At 59.7% G+C, this 15870-nt stretch carries 19 protein-coding genes; 10 read left to right on the forward strand and 9 right to left on the reverse strand.

All coding sequences use genetic code 11. The features are described from left to right. The first annotated feature begins 25 nt into the window (after positions 1 to 25). Together HMPREF2617_RS02590 and HMPREF2617_RS02595 are read left to right on the forward strand one after the other, a co-directional pair. Positions 26 to 1303: a DUF418 domain-containing protein gene (locus tag HMPREF2617_RS02590; RefSeq protein WP_083323173.1), complete on the forward strand. Its 1278-nt coding sequence runs from the start codon at positions 26 to 28 to the stop codon at positions 1301 to 1303. Beyond that, complete coding sequence (locus HMPREF2617_RS02595) at positions 1278 to 1718, forward strand: GNAT family N-acetyltransferase (protein WP_070839701.1); 441 nt, start codon at positions 1278 to 1280, stop codon at positions 1716 to 1718. The genes HMPREF2617_RS02590 and HMPREF2617_RS02595 overlap by 26 nt, the downstream gene beginning before the upstream one ends. A 32-nt stretch (positions 1719 to 1750) precedes the next feature. Here HMPREF2617_RS02595 and HMPREF2617_RS02600 read toward each other — a convergent pair whose 3' ends face one another. Continuing rightward, positions 1751 to 3487, reverse strand: coding sequence for a BCCT family transporter (locus HMPREF2617_RS02600; RefSeq protein WP_083323174.1), 1737 nt, complete (start codon positions 3485 to 3487; stop codon positions 1751 to 1753). Positions 3488 to 3529: 42 nt separating this feature from the next. After that, on the reverse strand, positions 3530 to 3697 hold the full coding sequence (locus tag HMPREF2617_RS02605) for a glycerol dehydrogenase (RefSeq protein WP_070422543.1): 168 nt from the start codon (positions 3695 to 3697) through the stop codon (positions 3530 to 3532). A gap of 72 nt (positions 3698 to 3769) precedes the next feature. Between HMPREF2617_RS02605 and HMPREF2617_RS02610 the strand changes: the two genes are divergently transcribed. The 8 genes from HMPREF2617_RS02610 to HMPREF2617_RS02645 all read left to right on the forward strand — a co-directional run bounded on the left by HMPREF2617_RS02610 (position 3770) and on the right by HMPREF2617_RS02645 (position 9495). Continuing rightward, a complete protein-coding gene (locus tag HMPREF2617_RS02610; RefSeq protein ID WP_070839704.1) occupies positions 3770 to 4705 on the forward strand; it encodes a cation diffusion facilitator family transporter in 936 nt (311 codons plus the stop codon). Positions 4706 to 4739: 34 nt separating this feature from the next. After that, positions 4740 to 5411, forward strand: coding sequence for a thiamine phosphate synthase (locus tag HMPREF2617_RS02615; protein ID WP_070839707.1), 672 nt, complete (start codon positions 4740 to 4742; stop codon positions 5409 to 5411). After that, a complete protein-coding gene (thiO, locus tag HMPREF2617_RS02620) occupies positions 5411 to 6478 on the forward strand; it encodes a glycine oxidase ThiO (RefSeq protein ID WP_070839710.1) in 1068 nt (355 codons plus the stop codon). The genes HMPREF2617_RS02615 and thiO overlap by 1 nt, the downstream gene beginning before the upstream one ends. Continuing rightward, on the forward strand, positions 6469 to 6663 hold the full coding sequence (gene thiS / locus HMPREF2617_RS02625; RefSeq protein ID WP_070614447.1) for a sulfur carrier protein ThiS: 195 nt from the start codon (positions 6469 to 6471) through the stop codon (positions 6661 to 6663). The genes thiO and thiS overlap by 10 nt, the downstream gene beginning before the upstream one ends. 2 nt (positions 6664 to 6665) lie before the next feature. Continuing rightward, complete coding sequence (locus HMPREF2617_RS02630; RefSeq protein ID WP_070569006.1) at positions 6666 to 7457, forward strand: thiazole synthase; 792 nt, start codon at positions 6666 to 6668, stop codon at positions 7455 to 7457. Between the two features lie 4 nt (positions 7458 to 7461). After that, positions 7462 to 8562 (forward strand): ThiF family adenylyltransferase, encoded by a 1101-nt coding sequence (locus tag HMPREF2617_RS02635; protein ID WP_256374913.1) that lies wholly within the window; start codon positions 7462 to 7464, stop codon positions 8560 to 8562. Between the two features lie 17 nt (positions 8563 to 8579). Continuing rightward, the gene (locus tag HMPREF2617_RS02640; protein WP_070839713.1) at positions 8580 to 8927 is read left to right on the forward strand and encodes a hypothetical protein; all 348 of its coding nucleotides are present in this window, start codon (positions 8580 to 8582) and stop codon (positions 8925 to 8927) included. A gap of 97 nt (positions 8928 to 9024) precedes the next feature. Beyond that, positions 9025 to 9495, forward strand: coding sequence for a hypothetical protein (locus tag HMPREF2617_RS02645; RefSeq protein WP_070452108.1), 471 nt, complete (start codon positions 9025 to 9027; stop codon positions 9493 to 9495). Between the two features lie 32 nt (positions 9496 to 9527). Here the strand turns inward: HMPREF2617_RS02645 and HMPREF2617_RS02650 are convergent, their stop codons facing one another. The 7 genes from HMPREF2617_RS02650 to HMPREF2617_RS12395 all read right to left on the reverse strand — a co-directional run bounded on the left by HMPREF2617_RS02650 (position 9528) and on the right by HMPREF2617_RS12395 (position 15785). Next, positions 9528 to 10043 (reverse strand): cytosine permease, encoded by a 516-nt coding sequence (locus HMPREF2617_RS02650; protein WP_141743335.1) that lies wholly within the window; start codon positions 10041 to 10043, stop codon positions 9528 to 9530. A 280-nt stretch (positions 10044 to 10323) separates the two neighbouring features. Next, positions 10324 to 10905, reverse strand: coding sequence for an NADPH-dependent FMN reductase (locus HMPREF2617_RS02655; protein ID WP_022862715.1), 582 nt, complete (start codon positions 10903 to 10905; stop codon positions 10324 to 10326). A gap of 40 nt (positions 10906 to 10945) precedes the next feature. Next, on the reverse strand, positions 10946 to 11218 hold the full coding sequence (locus HMPREF2617_RS11825; RefSeq protein WP_133065267.1) for a hypothetical protein: 273 nt from the start codon (positions 11216 to 11218) through the stop codon (positions 10946 to 10948). Continuing rightward, positions 11199 to 12224: a class 1b ribonucleoside-diphosphate reductase subunit beta gene (gene nrdF, locus HMPREF2617_RS02660; RefSeq protein ID WP_034666259.1), complete on the reverse strand. Its 1026-nt coding sequence runs from the start codon at positions 12222 to 12224 to the stop codon at positions 11199 to 11201. The genes HMPREF2617_RS11825 and nrdF overlap by 20 nt, the downstream gene beginning before the upstream one ends. 51 nt (positions 12225 to 12275) lie before the next feature. Then, positions 12276 to 14471: a class 1b ribonucleoside-diphosphate reductase subunit alpha gene (nrdE, locus tag HMPREF2617_RS02665; protein ID WP_052205721.1), complete on the reverse strand. Its 2196-nt coding sequence runs from the start codon at positions 14469 to 14471 to the stop codon at positions 12276 to 12278. 67 nt (positions 14472 to 14538) lie between these two features. Next, positions 14539 to 14988 (reverse strand): class Ib ribonucleoside-diphosphate reductase assembly flavoprotein NrdI, encoded by a 450-nt coding sequence (gene nrdI, locus HMPREF2617_RS02670; RefSeq protein WP_052093126.1) that lies wholly within the window; start codon positions 14986 to 14988, stop codon positions 14539 to 14541. 116 nt (positions 14989 to 15104) lie between these two features. After that, positions 15105 to 15785: a metal-dependent transcriptional regulator gene (locus tag HMPREF2617_RS12395; RefSeq protein WP_022862719.1), complete on the reverse strand. Its 681-nt coding sequence runs from the start codon at positions 15783 to 15785 to the stop codon at positions 15105 to 15107. Positions 15786 to 15870 lie beyond the last annotated feature (85 nt).

Consider the following 15870-nt stretch of genomic DNA (forward strand, 5'->3'; position numbering starts at 1 on the left):
GCGGTAGCCGTGTAGGTTGAGCCGCATGAATTCGCATGCGACCCCGCACCCGAACCAGCAACCCGCGCAACCTCAGCAACCGGCGCAAACCCAAAAGCAGCGCCTGATCGTGCCTGACTTGGCGCGCGGCACCGCACTGCTTGGCATCGCGATGGCCAATGTGGCGCAGACGTGGATCACCAATGATTGGTCGGAGGATCAGTCGCGTGCGGGCTGGTCGGTCGGTGGCGTGCGCCCGGACAGCATCGTCGACCAGGTCAGTGCCGTGTTCGCCGCGATGTTTATCCACGTGCGTGGCCTGCCGATGTTCTCCACTCTGTTGGGGTTCGGCTTCGGGCTGGTGGCGGCCAGTCTCTACCGCAAGCACTATCCGTTGAAGGATGCGCGGCGGGTGTTGGTTCGTCGATACGCAGTGCTCGCGTTGTTTGGTTTGGCGCATATGCTTGGCCTGTTTTATGGCGACATCATGCTCACGTATGGCCTGGTGGGCATCTTGTTGGCGTGGGGGTTGTCGTGGTCGTCGAAGACGTTGCGCATTGTGGCGTATTCGATTCTGGGCCTGTTCACCACGTTCGGGGTGTTAGGTGGCGTCTCGGCGTTTTTCTTCAATTCTTCGGAGGCGATCATACAGCCGGATCCGACGATCACGTTTGATACTCCGGGTGCGTATTTCTCCTCAAACCTGCAGATGGCGGTGGGCATGCTGGCCATGCAGCCTGTTGCGGCGTTGCAGTTGTGGGCGTTGGCGATTATTGGGTTTGTGTGGGCGCGGGAGCGGGTGCTTGTCGACGTCACCACGCACCGCAAAACCCTCATCACCTGGACCGTTATCGCCGCGGTGATCATCGTCGGCATCGGCCTGCCGTGGGGTTTGGCGGCCGCGGGTGTGCTGCCGGCACAGTGGGAGCTGCCGCTGTTCATCCTGAACCAGGCGCTGGGCTACCTCACGGGCCCGGGCATCCTGGCGGCACTCGCGCTGGCCACGCACCGCCTGAATAACAACGTGCCGGGGTGGGCGCGCGCGTTTGTGGCGTTGGGTAAGCGTTCCATGTCGGGGTATCTGGCACAGTCGGTGCTGTTCGTATTGTTGTGCACCCCGGCGTTTCTGGGCATCGGTCTGGACACCACGGTGACCGGCAAGTTGGGCATTGGCTTGCTAGTGTGGGCGATCACGATCGCGCTCGCGATGCTGCTGGAGCGCGCGGGCAAGCAGGGTCCGTTTGAGTGGGCGCACCGCCACCTTTCGTATGGCAAGACAGGAAGGATTGAGCCGAGAAATGATCAGGTTTCTATCGCTGGATGAGATGACGCCGCGTCAGGTCCACCAGTTGTACAAGTTGCGGGTGGATACGTTCGTGGCGGAGCAGCAGTGCCCGTACGCGGAGATCGATGATCAGGATGCCAACCCCGAGACGAAGCACATTCTCGCACTGCTTGACGACGACACCCTCGCCGGCTGCGCCCGCGTCTTCCCCACCGAGACGGGATCGCGCTTTGGGCGTTTCGTGGTCCACCCCAACCACCGCGGATCGGGCCTCGGCCCGGAGATCGTGCGCGCCGGTATCGAATACACCGAGCGTTTCCCCGGGGATTTGGTCATCGAGGCGCAGGCCGGCCTTGTCGGCTACTACGAGCAGTTCGGGCTCGTGGCCGAGGGTGAGGAATTCCTGGATACAGGAGTTCCCCACCGCAAGATGCGAATCAAGCGCTTGGCCTAGCGAGCTAGGCCAAGCGAGCTGGCCCAAGCGCGCTAGTCCTGGCGGCGTTCGTCGACAATAGTGTCGCGGTCGCCGCGCTCGAGTTTGAAGCCTTCGGGGAACTTCCAGGAGTTGTCCTCGGCGTCGTATTCGAGTTCGGGGCGCTCCACCTCGTTGCCTTGCGCGTCGTAGCCCGGCGCGGGTTTATTTTCGCCTTCTTCGAGTTTCTCGGCGGTGTCGGTCTTCTCCCAGGTGCGGGAGCGGGTTTTGCGGGCGGCGGCGGAGTCGTCGCTCATGGCCTTGACCAGGGAGTACATCATGACGAAGTACATGAAGAAGAACGGCAAGGCGATGATGATCACGACTTGTTGGAGGGCGTTAATGCCGGAGTCGTTGATAAACAGCAACGCGCCGGTGACCAGGCCGACGGCGACCACCCAGCCGACGCGGTAGTAGGTGGGTGATTTGTTTTCCTCGCCGGAGGCAAACATGTCCATCACCAGGGCGGCGGAGTCCATGGATGTGACGAAGTACAGCACGATCACAATCAGTGCGACGGTGCCGGTGATGGTGTAGAGCGGGTAGTCCGCAAGCAGGCTGAACAGTGCTTGTGGGGTGTCGCCGTCTTCCACCACGGGTTTGGTCAGCACGCCGGGGTTGTGTTCTTCCATGTCGATGGCGGCGCGGCCGAAGATGGAGAACCAGATCAGGTCGAACGCGGTGGGCAGCAGCAGGGTGCCGCCGATGAACTCGCGGACAGTGCGGCCGCGGGAGATGCGGGCGAAGAACATGCCCACGAATGGCGACCAGCAGATGGTCCAGGCCCAGTAGAAGGCGGTCCAGGTGGCGTGCCAGCCGGGGTTGTCGTTGTAGGAGTCGACCCAGAACATCAGCTCGGGCAGGGATTGTGCGTAGATGCCGAAGGATTCGGTGATCTGGCCGAGCAGTTTCAGGGTGGGGCCGGTGAGCAGCACGAAGAGCATCAGGGCGATGGTGCCGGCGATGTTGAGGTTGGACAGGATCTTCACGCCCTTGTCCAGGCCGGTTGCCACGGAGATGGAGGCGGCGATGGTGATGCCGCAGATGATCGCGATCTGCACCGGGGTGACCAGGGGCACGTCCCAGAGGATGTTCATGCCGGCGGAAATCTGCAGTACGCCCAGGCCGACGGAGACGGCGAGGCCGAAGACGGTGCCGATGATGCCCAGGGCGTCGAGAAGTTTGCCGGGCGCTTCGTACACGCGGCGGCCGAGCAGTGGCGCGAACATGGAGGACATTCGCGCGGGCATTTTGCGCTTATAGACGAAGTACCCCACCGCCAGACCAGGCAACGTGAAAATGACCCACATGTGGATGCCGAAGTGGTAGTAGGTGAACTCGAACGCTTGGATGATGGCGTCGCGGCTCATGGATTCGTAGCCGCCGCGTGGCGGGTTGAAGGCGTGGTTCAGCGGTTCGGCGGCACCCCAGAACAGCAGCGTTGCGCCCATACCGGCGGCAAAGAGCATGCCGAACCAGACGGGGTATGAGTATTCGGGTTCATCGTCGTCGTCGCCAAGCCGCAGGTTGCCGTAGCGGGAGACGAACACGCAGATCAAAAAGACCAGCGTGGCGGAGATACCGCCGACGTAGAGCCACGTGAAGTGGTCCATCAGCCAGCCAGAGACGGCGGCGTAGGACTCGCGGGCGGTATCGCCGAACGCGATGGTGCCCGCAACGAAGATGAGGATGAACCCCAAGGCGGAGAAGAAAATCAAGGGGTCTGACTGGAGACGGCGTGTGCGCGCCATAAGGGGTGTTCCTAACTGGTGGGAAACAACAACGCGCCCGGGTTAACGCCCGGGCTTGATCAGTGCACCGGCGGCAGAGGAGGTCACAGCGGACCCGATAAGTACTCCGACGGTGTAAAGGATGCCGGTGACGCCGAGCATTTGCAGCAGCCAGCCGAAGAACAGCGCGCCCACGACGGCACCTGCGATTGCGACGACCCAACGGCCCATGGTGTGTTCCTTTCAATGAGACAGCATTGACGTGGGCAACCAGCGTACGCAAGTGCTACGATTCGTCCCGCTATGAATACCCAAGAACCCGCCTCTACCAGGGCAGCTGCTGATGAACAAAAACTTTTAGAGCGCTTCATGTGGCTCTCCATCGGCGCTGCCATTGTCACGATTGTGCTGAAGGCAACCGCGGCGTGGGTGACGGGTTCTGTGGGTTTCCTCTCGGACGCGTTGGAGTCCGGAATCAACCTCGTCGCAGCCGCCGTGGGCCTGTGGGCGCTGAAGCTTTCAGCCAAGCCGGCGGACGATAACCACAACTTTGGCCACTCCCGCGCCGAGTACTTCTCCGCCCAGGTGGAGGGCACACTCATCCTGATCGCCTCTGCGGTGATCATTTATACGGCGGTGGATCGCCTGATCAACCCGGTACCGGTGCAGCAGCTCGGCATCGGCCTGGCGTTCTCTATCGTGGCCACGCTGTTGAACCTCGGCGTGGGTGTCGCGCTCATCCGCGCGGGTAAGAAGTACCGCTCCACCACCCTGAATGCGGACGGGCACCACTTAATCACGGACGTGTGGACCACCGTGGGCGTCATCGTCGGCATGGCGTTGGTGTGGCTGACTGGCTGGCAGCCGCTCGACCCGATTGTGGCGCTGCTGGTCGGCCTGAACATCCTGTTCACCGGCTACAAGTTGCTCAAGGGCGCGATCCTTGGGTTGCTGTCGCACACGCTGCCTGAGGATGAGCAGAACGTCGTCCATAACTTTCTGGATGCCTACGCCAAGGACAACGGCGTGACGTTCACGTCCGTGCGCACGGCGGAGGCTGGCCGCGACCGCTTGGTCAACCTGGTTATGCAGGTGCCAGGCTCCTGGACGGTGGATCACTCCCACGATCACGCGGATGCGGTGGAGGAAGGTATCGCCGCAGCGCTTGGTGGCGCGGAGACGATCGTGCACATCGAGCCGCTGGGCCATCCGACGCGTACCGGCCCGCTGCAGATCTAATCCGCATAGGGTGATGTGCATGGATTCGCAGCTTATGGGCAAACCCGAACTCGATTTACGCTGTTATTTTGTCACCGGCCAGGGTGACGACATTGTGGAGCGCGCCCGCGCCGCCGCGGCTGGCGGTGCTGGGGTTGTGCAGGTGCGCTCCAAGCCGATTAGTGCGCGCGACCTGTACACCCTCTCGCGCTATGTGGCCGAGGCCGTGCACGAGGTGAACCCGAAGACGCAGGTGCTTATCGACGACCGCGTCGACGTCGCCTTAGCACTACGCGACCACGGCATCGCCGGCGTGCACGTGGGCCAAGACGACCTGGACGTTAAGGTGGCGCGCGACCTGCTGGGGCCGGACGCAATCATCGGTCTGACCACGGGCACGATGGAACTGGTTCAGGCTGCGAACGCATACAAAGACGTGATCGATTACATCGGCTGCGGGCCCTTCCGCGACACACCGACGAAGGACTCGGGCCGACCTCCCCTGGGCTTCGGCGGCTACCCGCCCCTGGTGGCGGCTGCCCAGGTGCCGCTGGTGGCCATCGGGGACGTGACGGTGGATGACGCGTACCACCTGGCGCTTGCGGGCGTGGACGGGTTGGCCATTGTGCGCGGCATCATGCACGCCGATGATTCCCAGGACTACTGCGAGCGTGTGATCGCGGAGTTTGAAAGGGGCCAAACGGACCGGGCAAAAGCGCTACCCTGATCGCTGTGAATATCTCGGTTGTCGGTGCTGGCATCATCGGTCTGTCTACTGCGCTTACGTTGGCAGATCGCGGCCATGCGGTCACGGTGTACGACCCGGCACCGGTGTCGGGGGCGTCGCATTATGCGGGTGGGATGTTGGCGCCGACGGCGGAGGTCGTCTATAAGCAAGACCCGCTCTTTCCGCTGATGACGGCGTCTGCGGAGCTCTACCCGGATCTGATCAAGCTGACCGCAAAATATTCGGATTTGCCCACGGGCTATCGCACGGAGGGCACGCTGGTGGTCGCGCGCGATGTGGCGGACAAGACGCACCTGGCCGAACTCAGCGAGTACCAGGAAAAGCACGGTATGGCGGTGGAGAAAGTCACCACTCGTCAGGCGCGCGGCCTTGAGCCGGCGCTCTCCCCTGCCATTAATGGTGCGGTGCGGATTGCGGGGGATCACCAGGTGCAGCCGCGGCTGTTCACTGCAGCGCTCATGGATGCCTGCGCGAATGCCGGGGTGACGTTCATACACAAGCGCGTGGATAGTACGGACGAGCTGGACGGGGATCAGGTGGTCGTCGCTAATGGTCTGGGCGCGCGCGAGCTGGTCCCGTTTCTGGATCTGCGCCCGGTGTACGGCGACGTGCTGCACGTGCGTGTGCCGGACCATCAGTACCCGCTGCTGAACCATGTGGTGCGCGGGTTTGTGGAGGACCGCCCGATCTACCTCATTCCGCGCGAGGACCACACGCTGACTATCGGCGCGACTACACGCGAGGACGGCCGCGACCAGCCGCAGGTGCAGGGCGTTCACCAGCTGCTGCGGGATGCGATTGAGGTGGTGCCGGCGGTTGAGGAGTGCGATTTCCTCGAGGCCGGCGCCGGTGCGCGCCCGGGCACGCCGGATGATTTGCCGTACATCGGTCGTATCGACGAGCGCACCGTGGTGTCCACCGGTTACTTCCGGCACGGGATTTTGCTGGCGGCGTTGGGGGCTCGGTGTGGTGCTGGGGTCGTCGAAAAGCAAGCACCATTCATAAACTTATCCGCATGCGACCCGAGGAGGCACGAATGCAACTAACGCTCAACGGTGAAAGGACCACCACCCAAGCCACGACTGTGCAGGAGTTGGTGGCGGAGGTCGGCGCGCCTGAGGCCGGCACTGCCGTAGCGGTGAACGGTGAGGTCGTGCCGCGCTCGCAGTGGGGGCAGGCGCTTATCGACGACGCAGAGGTGGACATCCTCACCGCCGTCCAAGGAGGCTAGACGTGCTTGAAATTGCTGGTCAGCGGTTTGAATCCCACCTGATTATGGGCACGGGTGGGGCGAGTTCTTTTGACATGCTGGAGCGCGCCCTGGTGGCAAGTGGAACGGAGATGACCACGGTGGCGATGCGCCGCCACTCCGCGACCACCGGCGCGGGCGAGAGCGTGTTTGACCTGCTGGGGCGCCTAAATATCCGTCCGCTGCCGAACACTGCGGGGTGTCGCACGGCGCGCGACGCGGTAATCACGGCGAAACTTGCGCGTGAGGCGCTGGGCACGGACTGGGTGAAACTGGAAGTCATCGCGGACGACCGCACACTGCTGCCCGATGTGGTGGAGACCGTCGACGCCTGCGAGATGCTCGTGGACGAGGGCTTTACGGTGCTGGCGTACACCTCCGACGACCCGGTGGCGGCGAAGCGCCTGGAGGATCTCGGTGCTGCGGCGGTGATGCCGTTGGGCTCCCCGATTGGCACTGGACTTGGAATCCTCAACCCGCACAACATTGAGTTGATCTGCTCGCGCGCGCAGGTGCCGGTGCTTATCGACGCCGGCCTGGGCACCGCATCCGACGCCTCCCTTGCCATGGAACTCGGGTGTTCTGGCGTGCTGCTCGCCAGCGCGGTGAACCGTTGCCAGGACCCGGTGGCCATGGCGCACGCGATGCGCCACGCGGTGGAGGCCGGCCGCCTGGCCCGCGCTGCTGGGCGCATCCCGAAGCGCGAGCACGCCGTGGCGTCGTCCACCTTCGACGGTTTGGCCAGCTGGGCCGACTGGGAAGACGCGGTGCTGTAGGGCCGTGCTGCCGGAAAACGAACTCAAGCGCACCGCGCGCCAGATGAACCTGCCCGGATTCGGCCCGGAGCAGCAAGAACGCCTATACGACGCGCACGTGTTGGTCATCGGCGCCGGTGGCCTGGGCTGCCCCGTCATGCAGACGCTGGCCGCCACGGGCGTTGGCAACATTACGGTGTGGGATGACGACCACGTGGACATCACCAACATCCACCGCCAGATCCTCTTCGGCGCCGAGGACGTCGGCCGCAGCAAGGTGGAGGTGGCCGCAGAGCGCCTGCGCGCGCTCCAGCCCGGCATCACTGTCACGCCGGTGAAGGATCGCCTGACCGCCGACAACTTCATCGAGGCCCTTGACGGCATCGACTTACTTATCGACGGCTCAGATACCTTTGCCACCAAATTCCTCGCCGCCGACGCCGCCGAAATCACCGGCACGCCGCTGCTGTGGGGTTCGGTGCTGCGCTACCGCGGCGACATCGCTCTGTGGCACTCCGGCCCCGGCGCGCCAGAGGGTGGCGTGGGCATGCGGGACCTCTACCCCACCCAGCCGGATGCGGATTCCGTGCCGGATTGTGCCACCGCGGGTGTGCTCGGCGTGACCACCTCCGTGGTGGGTGGGCTGATGTCCACCGAGGCCGTGAAGTTCCTCGCGAGCATCGGCGAGGCGGAGATCGGCCGGCTGCACATGTACGACGCGCTGACCACCACCATCCGCCGCTTCACCGTCCCCCGCGACCCGGCGCGCCCTCTGGTCACGCACTTGGCCACCTACACCGACGCCTGCGCCGTGAGCACTGAGGGGCAGTTGCTTTTCGACGACATCACCACCGGCACCGCCCACGCCCTGGACATCCGCGAACCCCACGAGCGGGCGATCGCGGACCTGCCGGTTAACTCCGCCCACCTGCCACTGAGCCAGATCGAGCACAACCCCGATGCCGTTGACCTTGCCTTGGCCGAGTACGTCGAAGGCGACGAGGTGGTGGTCTACTGCGCGGGCGGGGTGCGTTCTGAAAAATTTGTAGAAACCTACGCAGAGCAGGCGAAACAACTCGGAATTGTGCTGAAATCGCTGCCAGGAGGCGTGCAACGCTGGGGATAGCCTGGAATACTTCTGTTATGCAGATCACACGTACAGCCCCAGTAACCGTCGCTGCCGTCGCGATCCTTACCGCCACCGCAGCCCTCGCCCCCTCCGCCGCCGCACAAAACAACGTCGGTACCTACTCCAACCAGAACGGCAACGTGCGTTGCGAGTCCTACCAAGTCGGCGGCGAAACCAAAACCATTTGCGTCTCCGACACCGCCCGCAAAACCCAGCCGGAGTGCAACCCTCCAGAGCAGCTCATCCCCGCAGTGTCCATCAGCCGAGGCTTTACCGGTGAGCTCTACGTCTTCGACACCGCCAACATCGCGCTCGTGCGCGCAGGTTCCACGAACTCCGTGATCTGGAAGTTGCAGCGCTAACCACAAACCACACATCCGTTCGAGAATCCGCCTCCCGGTGTCGGAGGCGGATTTATAATGTCTCCTTGTCCGAACACAACCGAATAAGGAGGCGTTGTTGGGCGAACTGCTCAAAGCCGCAGTGGGGTGCATTGAAGCCCCGTCCCTATTTCCCCGAGAACTGAAAATTTTGATGCAGGTGGCGTTGCTTGCAGACGACACCACTGGCCCCACCCTCACCCCCACCGGCACCGTCCGCCAAGCAACAGCGGGCCGGGTGGAAAACTTCGGTGGGCCCCGCATGACCAACTGGCTGAAGCGCGACATCATCGATGCGACACTGCCCACCTTCACCGGCACGGGTTGGCTCCAGGAGGTCCCCGGCCCCGAAAACGACGGTGCTTACCAACTCAACCTGACACGGTTGAAGCGGCTTCTCGACGAGGCGGAGGCGCACCTTGCCACCGGCGAGCACGACCAGGAAGCGCTCGAGCAGGCGGATCGGGAACTGCCCGGCGACTTCGACACCGCGCCGGAAGATTTGGCCGAGCAGGTGGATCGGATCTTGGTCAGCAACCCGGCGCGGTAGGACGCCGGGTCGGGCACGGCAGGGCGCGACTCCTAGGCCGCAGTCCCCTCCTGACGGCGGATGCGGCCCCGGCGCCCAAACCACGCCGCCACGAAGGAGAGTACGAGTGCGACGAGCACACCGAGGTTCGCGTCCGCCCAGTGCTCCCCAACCAGTGGCAGGAAGTATCCCTGCCAGTTGTTCCAGGAAGCTTCCTCCGCAAACATGTTGGCCACAAGACCCCAACCGATCACCGAGGACACGGCAAGGATCCCGATCGAGGTCCAGTCCACGGCGCCGTAGCGACCTGCCGAATCGTACAACGCCGGCTCGTCGTAATCCTTAGTGCGGGCGAAGATGTCCGCAACGAGAATGCCTGCCCAGCTAGCCAGCGGCACGCCGAGGGTGATCAGGAACGACTGGAACGGCCCAAGGAAGCTTTGGGAGACGAAGACGACCCAGATGGTGCCGATGGTCAAAATGACGCCGTCGATAGCTGCAGCCGCCGGACGCGAGATCTTAATCCCAAGGGTGAGCAGCGTCAGGCCCGAAGAGTAGATGCCCAGCACCCCCCGACGGCGGCAAGCCGTAGATGGGGGTCTCCCCTGCCCTGTATGGCCCTGTAGCGACCTAACAGGATGTCGCCAGGGTCAGTGTCCAGCGACAGCGCTAAAACCGCTCTAATTCAGCGAAAATCGAAGAATTAGAGCGGTGTTTTTTGAAGCGTCCTGGGTTCAGATTCAGGTAACTCAAGGATGAGTGTGAATCCGGGGTTTGTGTCTTTGAGAAGGCCCTTTAGAAGCCTTCAAGTACTTCGTAGAGGGCGGTGGCTAGGGTTAGTCGCCGTCGCTAGCTGTGCTTGGCTGTTAATGTCATGTCGACCAACTGCAGGAAGCGTATAACGTAGTCTTTGACAAAGCCTGCGGTGCCTTCATTGAGATGGCCGGAGTCTTCGAAGAGGGTGGGGGATTGGCCAAGGAATACCTCGGGCTGACCAGGAAGCGGCATATCGAAGTAGGACAGGGCGAGCCGGAGGTTCTTCTGTGAACTGTAGCCGCCCATGCGGCCTACAGAGTGACTGATGATACCTGCGGGAAGGTTCTTCCAAGCCACATCCGAGTTGGGCTTGGAACCGATGTCCACTGCATTCTTGAGACAGGCAGGGATAGTACGGTTATTTTCCGGGGTAACAAAGAGGACGCCGCTCGAGTTCTTGATGGTGTCGCGGAAAGTGGTGTACTCAGCTGGAATGGGCTTGTCCGTGACCGAGGGGTCATCGTAGTCGAAGTCATAGAGCGGCAAGTCACGGATTTCAACGATGTCTGCCTGGTAGTTTTCAGGGATCATTGTGAGCACTTCGTGTGCAATCTTGCGCGCAAATGAGCCGCGGCGCAGGCTGCCGACGATAACACTAATGCGTGGGGTGGTCATAGGAAGTCCTTTCTTCTTAGTTGGGCGTAGGTACGTGCGATCAAGGGAGAAAAGGCTTGCAGCCAAAGGCAGGCGGTGGCCCGGCGGCGTGGGCGGCAGTAAGAAAGTTATCCACTTTGTCTTCTTCATGGCGGAAGTACAGTTCGATGAGTCCTAACAGTCCCCCGAGGACGGCCTCCCGTGCGGCGGACGTATCCAAAAGCCGCATGGCTGCTGGTTGGTTTCCTTCGCGGATGGCTTCAAACAGCGCGATGGTCTCAAGCCAGCTTCCTTGGTCTGGTCGTGGAAACGGTTTAGAAATCCCAGTCATCATCACTCGTTTCTTCAGCGGTGCCAATGACATAGGAGGAACCGGAGCCGGAGAAGAAGTCATGGTTTTCATCTGCTCCAGGTGCTAGGGCAGCGAGGATTTCCGGGTTCACTTCCGTTTCTTCAGGTGGGAAGTAGTCCGGGTAGCCCAAATTCATGAGCGCCTTATTGGCGTTATAGCGAACGAATACAGCTACATCATCCATGAGCCCCAACGGCTCATATAGCTCGCCGGAATAATCCAGCTCTAGGGCATAAAGCTCTTCGAGCAAGGAAATAGTGAAATCATGCATCTCCTGTTGCCGTTGTGGAGCAGACGTTTCCAGTCCGCGCTGGTACTTGTAGCCTGAGTAGTAACCGTGCACTGCCTTGTCACGCAGAATGAGGCGAATCATGTCTGCCGTATTTGTCAGGGTGGCGTGGACGGAAAAATGCAGGGGAAGATAGAAACCCGCGTAGAGAAGCAGCGAGGAAAGCAGCGTCGATGACACTTTGCGCTTGAGTGGATCGGGTCCAAAATAATGAGTGAGCACTTTTTTGGCGCGTGCCTGGAGAAGGTCATTATTCACCGCCCAGCGGTATGCCTCATCAATTTCTTTCGTACTGCTCAAAGTAGAAAACACTGAAGAGTAAGAACGGGCATGGACTGATTGCATGAAGGCGATGTTGGTATACACGGCCTCCTCGTGCTCGGTGCGGGCATCTTGGATCTGACAGATTTCGCCCACAGTGGCCTGGACGGTGTCCAGGGTGGTGAGTCCCGTGAACACCCGCATGGTGAGGTTGCGTTCCTCCGGTGTCATCCTCTGCCACGCCGGGAGATCGTTTGAAAGTGGAACCTTTTCTGGCAACCAAAAGTTGGCGGTGAGGCGGTTCCACACTTCAAGATCCTTCTCATCGCTCACCCGATTCCAATTGATGGCGCGGATGCGGGCTGAAGGGTCATGCCGGTAACTTGGCGGCGTAACTGAGATGCTGGTTAGCTCAGCAGTGTTTGATGTTGAAGACATAGCTTCTTTCTTTCTTGATGGATGGTTGTGAATGAAGGAAGGACCGTGTTCCTACAGAGCACAGGAAACGCAGCCTTCGACCTCGGTTCCCTGGAGTGCAGGTTGGCGTAAACGGATGTAGTACAAGGTCTTGATTCCGGCTTTCCAGGCATAGATTTGTGCCTTGTTGATGTCCCGCGTAGTGGTGTCAGCGGTGAAGAACAAAGTCAGGGAAAGCCCTTGGTCCACGTGTTGGGTGGCCATAGCGTAGGTGTCGATGATTTTTTTGTACCCCACGGTGTAGGAGTCATCGAAATACTCCAAGTTGTCGTTGGTCATTTCCGGTGCGGGGTAGTACACGCGCCCCAAGCGGCCTTCCTTGCGTATTTCAATCTTGGAGGCAATCGGGTGTATGGACGCGGTGGAGTCATTGATGTAGGAAATTGATCCAGTGGGTGGAACTGCCTGCAAGTAGGCGTTGTAGATGCCGTCTTGCATCACTTGGTTCTTGAGCCGTAGCCAATCCTCGCGTTGAGGAATCTGCACGCCAGCCTCATGGAATAGCTGTTTTACGTGGTCAGTGGCCGGCGCCCAGTCTTGGTCGATGTACTTGTCGAAGTAGACGCCAGTGGCATAGGTGGATTCTTCAAAGCCAGTGAATCGTTGACCTTTCTCAACCGCTAGCGCATGGGATGCACGGAGCGCATGATAGGTCACGGTCAGGAAATAGATATTTGTAAAGTCCAGTGCTTCGGCGCAGCCATAAGGAATACGCTTGGAAGCCAGGAAACCGTGGAGATTCATTTGGCCCAACCCGATGGCATGCATGGATGCATTACCGTGAGCGATGGAAGGAACAGCTTCGATATTTGTTAGGTCTGAGACCTTCGTGAGAGCGCGCACCGCGGTTTCAACAGTTTCCCCAAAGTCCGGTGATTCAAAAGCTTTAGCGATGTTGAGCGACCCTAGATTGCAGGAAATGTCCTGGCCAACGGTGGTGTAGTTACCTGAGGCGCCGTAGGTGGATGGCGTGTTGACCTGGAGGATCTCACTACACAGATTGGACATATTGATATGTCCTTTGAGGGGATTAGCGCGGTTGACCGTATCCTCAAAGAGTATGTAGGGGTATCCAGATTCAAACTGAAGCTCAGCCAGCGTGGTGAAAAACTCGCGGGCCTTGATAGTCGTATGAGAAATTCGCGGATTGGAAACCAGCTCGTCGTAATACTCGGTGATAGACATGTCAGACATGGCTACGCCGTACTCGCGAGCGATGTCATACGGGCTAAAAAGATGCATATCCTTGTTCTCTTTGGCCAGCTGGAAGGTTATATCTGGAATAACAACTCCCAGCGAAAGAGTCTTAATGCGGACTTTCTCATCGGCATTTTCCCGCTTGGTATCCAGGAAACGAAGAATATCTGGATGGTGCGCATGTAGGTAGACGGCTCCAGCGCCCTGTCGAGCGCCCAATTGGTTGGCATAGCTGAAGCTATCTTCCAGAATTTTCATGACTGGGACTACGCCGGAAGCTTGGTTCTCAATCTTTTTGATTGGGGCTCCGGATTCGCGCAGATTGCTCAGTAACAAGGCCACACCACCGCCGCGTTTTGAAAGCTGCAGTGCAGAGTTCACGCTGCGGCCAATGCTTTCCAAATTGTCTTCGATGCGAAGGAGGAAGCAGGAGACCATTTCGCCACGCTGGGCTTTTCCTGCGTTGAGAAAAGTAGGGGTGGCGGGCTGGAAGCGTCCGGTCATGATGTCATCCACCAGCTTCTCCGCAAGCTCTTCATCGCCCTGTGCAAGGTACAAAGCTGTGGTGGCGACGCGTTCTTCGTAGCCTTCCAGAAATCGCGAGCCATCAAAGGTTTTCAGTGCGTATGAAGTAAAGAACTTAAATGCGCCGAGGAAAGTGCGGAACTGATGCTTGGCTCGGTGGGCTCTGTCGTACATAGTGCACAGAAAATCGTCATCATAAAGCTCAAGGAATTCCCGCTCGTAGTATTCGTTATCAACCAACCACTCCAAGCGCTGCTTGGTGGATTCAAACTGATGCATGCGGGGAGTGACATGGTGCGCTAAAAAGTCTTGTGTTGCCTCAATGTCCTTGTCGAACTGGATTCTTCCCGAATCGTCGAATAGGTTCAGCTGCGCGTTGAGTGCATGGTAGCTCTTGCGCTTACCGACACCGCCGGCATCGTCTGCTGAAGCGGTGCGGGGCGTAGGGCCAATGGGCTGTGTGGGGGTGGCCTTAAGTGGCGGCATTGTGGTTTCCAATCTGTGTGTTGCGGATGTGGTCTTCATTTTGTGGGAAATCAATGGGGTGTAATTGTTAGTTGCTTTGCTGCTCCCAAAACTTGTGAAGGCCCTGCTTTACAGCGGCAACGTCCTTCTGCGTGCCGAGTAGCTCGAAGTGATACAGCTCTGGAACGTGGCACTTAGCGGAAATGATGCGGCCGGCGACGCAGTAAGCGCTTCCGAAGTTGGTATTGCCTGAGGTAATCACGCCCCGGATAAAGGAACGGTTGATTGGGTCATTGAGGAAGTCGATGACCTGTTTGGGGACTGCGCGTTTGAGCGAGCCACCGCCGTAGGTTGGAACGATGAGTACGTACGGGTGTGAAACCTGGATCATTCCGGTTTTCTTGGGCCGCAGTGGAATGCGCACTGCGGGTCTATCTAAGCGTTCGACGAATCTTTTTGTGTTTTCAGAAACGCTAGAAAAGTACACCAAATCTGGTGAGTCTGACATGACAATCCTGCTCATCCTGGCCTTAGCCATAAGTGGGATAGGTGATGATCGAAAAGATTAACTACGTACTACCGTAGTTGCAAACTACGCCGCACCGTAGTTTTTAAAAGGGCAGGTAGGGACCGGATTAATGAGAAAGGGAAAGACTACAGGCTGTGGTGTGCTACAAACACTGCGTCCGTAGCTGGGCGCCCAAGTACTACCCACTGAGTACTGTCGGCTACCTGTACTTCGAGCGATTCTGAAAAGGGCGTTCCTTCGCGCGTGGTAAGAACAGCCCCAATGACGATGCCTTGCTCTTTGAGGAAGGCCAGCAGTTGTGGGTCGGAATCAGAAATGCGTTCCACGGTCACCTGCGGTTGTGCGCCGCTGTCGGTGAGACGGTGCGCACTGGGGATAGTGACCTGTCCATCAACCGTAGGGATAGGGTCGCCGTGTGGATCCCTAGTGGGGTAATTGAGGAACTTATCCACGCGCTCTATGAGCATGTCAGACACCGCGTGTTCAAGATTTTCGGCTTCATCATGGACCTCGTCCCACGTATAATCCAATGCTTGAACCAAAAAAGACTCAAGCAATCGGTGGCGGCGCACCATGACCAATGCGTACTGCCTGCCAAGTTCGGTTAACTCCACAGAGCCATAGGGCGTGTGTGACACGAGCCCTTGCTTCGACATTTTGCGCACTGCATCGGAGACCGAGGAGAGCTTGAGTCCCAGCTGTTTCGCTATAAGTGTGGCGGTAACGGGCTCGGATGACCATTCCTTTAGCCCCCAGATAGCTTTCAAATAGTTCTGGGTACTGGTGGACAGCTCAGAAACAGACATGAGTAAATGCTAACCCAGCTTCCGTATGCGCCTTAGGCGCTGTGCCCCAACGCTCAGGTTGCGTCCCTTAGTGTGGTGTAACGCT

Source organism: Corynebacterium sp. HMSC070H05, from assembly GCF_001837615.1.
Taxonomy (GTDB): domain Bacteria; phylum Actinomycetota; class Actinomycetes; order Mycobacteriales; family Mycobacteriaceae; genus Corynebacterium; species Corynebacterium coyleae.

Coding starts and splice junctions, on each gene's coding strand:
- HMPREF2617_RS02590 (WP_083323173.1), top strand. CDS start 26: ATGAATTCGCATGCGACCCCGCACCCGAACCAGCAACCCGCGCAACCT.
- HMPREF2617_RS02655 (WP_022862715.1), bottom strand. CDS start 10,905: ATGACCACCCCACGCATTAGTGTTATCGTCGGCAGCCTGCGCCGCGGC.
- HMPREF2617_RS12395 (WP_022862719.1), bottom strand. CDS start 15,785: ATGTCTGTTTCTGAGCTGTCCACCAGTACCCAGAACTATTTGAAAGCT.
- HMPREF2617_RS02605 (WP_070422543.1), bottom strand. CDS start 3,697: ATGGGCCGTTGGGTCGTCGCAATCGCAGGTGCCGTCGTGGGCGCGCTG.
- nrdF (WP_034666259.1), bottom strand. CDS start 12,224: ATGTCTTCAACATCAAACACTGCTGAGCTAACCAGCATCTCAGTTACG.
- HMPREF2617_RS11825 (WP_133065267.1), bottom strand. CDS start 11,218: ATGATGACTGGGATTTCTAAACCGTTTCCACGACCAGACCAAGGAAGC.
- nrdE (WP_052205721.1), bottom strand. CDS start 14,471: ATGCCGCCACTTAAGGCCACCCCCACACAGCCCATTGGCCCTACGCCC.
- HMPREF2617_RS02595 (WP_070839701.1), top strand. CDS start 1,278: ATGATCAGGTTTCTATCGCTGGATGAGATGACGCCGCGTCAGGTCCAC.
- HMPREF2617_RS02640 (WP_070839713.1), top strand. CDS start 8,580: ATGCAGATCACACGTACAGCCCCAGTAACCGTCGCTGCCGTCGCGATC.
- nrdI (WP_052093126.1), bottom strand. CDS start 14,988: ATGGCTAAGGCCAGGATGAGCAGGATTGTCATGTCAGACTCACCAGAT.
- HMPREF2617_RS02615 (WP_070839707.1), top strand. CDS start 4,740: ATGGGCAAACCCGAACTCGATTTACGCTGTTATTTTGTCACCGGCCAG.
- HMPREF2617_RS02600 (WP_083323174.1), bottom strand. CDS start 3,487: ATGGCGCGCACACGCCGTCTCCAGTCAGACCCCTTGATTTTCTTCTCC.
- HMPREF2617_RS02610 (WP_070839704.1), top strand. CDS start 3,770: ATGAATACCCAAGAACCCGCCTCTACCAGGGCAGCTGCTGATGAACAA.
- thiS (WP_070614447.1), top strand. CDS start 6,469: ATGCAACTAACGCTCAACGGTGAAAGGACCACCACCCAAGCCACGACT.